Source organism: Spiroplasma endosymbiont of Megaselia nigra (assembly GCF_003987485.1).
Lineage (GTDB): Bacteria > Bacillota_I > Bacilli_A > Mycoplasmatales > Mycoplasmataceae > Spiroplasma.
This window is the reverse complement of sequence record NZ_RCOO01000143.1, coordinates 1-3,092: the sequence shown is the minus strand read 5'-3', so window position 1 is coordinate 3,092 and position 3,092 is coordinate 1. Positions and strand designations below refer to the sequence as shown.

General features: G+C 28.3%; 3 protein-coding genes. All 3 read right to left on the bottom strand.

The genetic code is table 4. The annotated features are described in order from the left end of the window. A partial coding sequence (locus D9R21_RS05455; RefSeq protein ID WP_148108841.1) for a hypothetical protein occupies positions 1-663 on the bottom strand: 663 nt, incomplete at its 3' end. Positions 664-698: 35 nt separating this feature from the next. Then, the gene (locus D9R21_RS05450) at positions 699-1,925 is read right to left on the bottom strand and encodes a hypothetical protein (protein ID WP_126821411.1); all 1,227 of its coding nucleotides are present in this window, start codon (positions 1,923-1,925) and stop codon (positions 699-701) included. A 17-nt stretch (positions 1,926-1,942) separates the two neighbouring features. Then, complete coding sequence (locus tag D9R21_RS05445; protein WP_158613921.1) at positions 1,943-2,185, bottom strand: hypothetical protein; 243 nt, start codon at positions 2,183-2,185, stop codon at positions 1,943-1,945. Positions 2,186-3,092 lie beyond the last annotated feature (907 nt).

The window sequence follows — 3,092 nt, the reverse complement described above, 5'->3', positions numbered from 1 at the left end:
GCGTGGTATTTTTTGAACTAATTTAGGACTTATTTTTTGAATATTTTTCTCAATTTTTAATAAATTATTAATTGTTTCTAAATTAGAAACTTTAAAACCTTTATAAAAATCATTTTGGGCTAATTTTCCAATTGTATATAATAAAGTTTCGTTATTAGCCTGCTTTGTAAAATCAAATATTAATTTATCAGATAAAACCTTTTTACCTGTAACTTGTTTTACAATATCTTCTAAGTTATTAGCAGTTATTACACATAATTTTTCAAGTAATTTAGTTTCTTTTGCTAATTTTAAAATTATAGTTGTGCGAGAAGCGCGCGTTAATTTACCAATACCACCAATTGCTGGTAACAAATTTAAGGCAGTACTTTTTGCTGTCACTTCTGATGTTAATTTATCGTATATTTGATTTACGGCAAAATCAGTTGCTGTTTCTACTCCAAATGAGATAAATGCTGCGGCAAAATTAGATAAACCAGCGCCTAAACCAACAGCAGATGCTATACCACCAGTTAAAACTGATAAACCAAGGGCTAAAACTTGAATTCCTAAAAATTCTAATAATTGTAAACCAAAACTTTTTTCTTGTTGTTGGATTGACAATCTAGTTGGAATTTTTTTAACAGCATAAATAAGGGCTGTTTTAGATGTTCCAATTGGCATATTTTATAAAATGAAAAAGTACTATTTTTTAGTACTTAAGTGTTTTTAATTACAACATCAATCGGATTTGTTTGACCAGTAGCGCTGTTTTTTCCTTCAATTTGAACAGCAACAGTTTTATTGTTTGTAATATCAATCGGTCAATCTTCACCTTTGTTTTCAATAAAGTAATCAAAATCATTTTCAGTTAAAGAACTATCTACTGTTTTAACTGCTTTTAAAACAATATCTTTAAATTGTGGTTTTAATTGTTCGGATGTTGTTTGTGTTGGATCTGTAACATGAATAGTTGGTTTGTCTAATTTATTAATTTTACTAATATCAATTTTTGCAACAATATGTTTAATAATTCCCTTAGCTTCAACTACTGCTCCACCTAAATATAAAACCCTTTCCATAATCAAAGTATTACCCATACCAGTACCTAATGCAGCAGCGCCAACCCTTAATGGGGTGTGGTCTTTTTTGCGTAAAATAAGAGGGTCGTATTTCTTGCTAAACTTAAAGGCAATTGCATTAACGCCATTGGGTAATAAACTAATTGTTCCTTCCGAACCATCTTTATTAATAATTGGTAATTTTTTAGGAACCATATAGTATGTTGTTCCTTCAACAGTTTTCATTGCTCCATTTGTTGTTATTACACTATTTATTTGGTCGTTTGCTCCAAGTTGTAACTGTAATTTATTACGAATGCCACGAATAAAATCAGCCGAACCCAAGACAACTGTTTCTGACGGGGTAAAGCCATTTTCATATATTTTATCCATAATTTCATCATGAATTTGTAAAGCATTTGTATCATCTGCTTTTTGCCCTTGAATAGTTGTAACTTTTTCTTTATTAATAATTTCTAAAATTTTATTGCGTTTATAAGCAACTTCAGTATCCATTGCTTGTTCAATATCTGCAGCTCAAAGATTGGGATTAAAATCACTTTCTACTGGGTCTAGTTTACGAGCAAAAGTTAAAATGGTATCTAATTCAACTGTTCCATCTTCAAATTTTACTTCAGTGTAGTTTAAAAGACTATCGTCAGTATTAAATACTTGTTCATATTTTCCTAAACCTTTATTATATTGAATATTTTTCTTTCTTTTATATGTTAAACCAAATTTATTGGCTTCTTTTCATGCAAATAATGCCTCTCAACTAAATTTTTGTTGATAAGTTTGTAAATATCATTGTTCAAATGTTTCACGATCATTTTTTGTTGCTTGGTTAACAATATCACCAAATATTCTTTGTGGGTTTTGTGCCATAATTTATTTCCTTCTTTCTATTTATTAAATACATTGTCTGTATCTAAAATATTGGTTTCTTTGTTTTCTACTTTTGGTACGCCACCAATATTAACAGTTTGTACTTTAATTAATTCATCGTAAACACTTTGTAAGTGTGTTTTAATGACATCAATATCATCATTAATATCATAAGATTTTAATAAGACGTTTTTAAATTCTTCATTATCAGTTAAAGAATTATTAAAAGGCATCGTGTACGATGAAGCTCCAAAAAACAACTCTTGTTAAATAAAAGAGTTGTTTTTTTATTTATAAAACAATAATTGCGAATTAATTTATTGATTCAGAGAAAGGACAGCATCTTAAATTCTTAAAATAGAAACTTTTTATTACAACTTTTTGATACCCTCTTTAAGTTGTTTACACATTTATTAAATATCTTAGAAATCTTTACAAAGTGTACCTGTTTTTCTCCTAATTTAAGGTGTTGTCCTTTCTCTGTTTCAGTTAATTAATTTGCTAATAAATAAAAAAATAATATCAAAGAAAGGAATGAGTAATGAAAATTAATAAGCAACAAAAAATATGTGATGTCAATGATTGCTATAAAGCAATATCATTCATTACCCAAGATTTTTTATCAAATAAAGTTTTATGAACATGTGAAAAACATAAAAAATTATTAAATAAAACTAAAAATTGAAAAAAAAGCAGTTTTATCAAAAACTAGAAAATTCAAAAATTATCTTTGATGATAAAACTGGTTCTTTTAAAATTTGATTTTATAAAACAACTTAATGCAGTGTGGGACGGTTATTTTAAATAACTAAGTGTTTTTATTCCACATTAGGCGGTCTAGCCCAGCGGTAATCAGTCCGGAAATAATAGACGTTTTAACAAGCGATAGTCGTGATAAGTGCGAGGTCAACATCGAACGACAATAAATATAGAGATGGACACTTTATAAATAAATTTGCGATAGATATTACTTCTTAGAAGTGGCAGCGGTTTTAAAAAACACAAAGCCAGCACTAGGCTCTTCAAAGTGCAAGTGAATTTATTTTAAAAACTGAACGTGTCATAGTAGGCAGCGGAACGAAGAGAGAGAAATTCTCTGGTTCTACCTTATAAAAACAACTACAAAATTGTAGTCATTTATTTAGTATTACTAAACAATTATAGTTG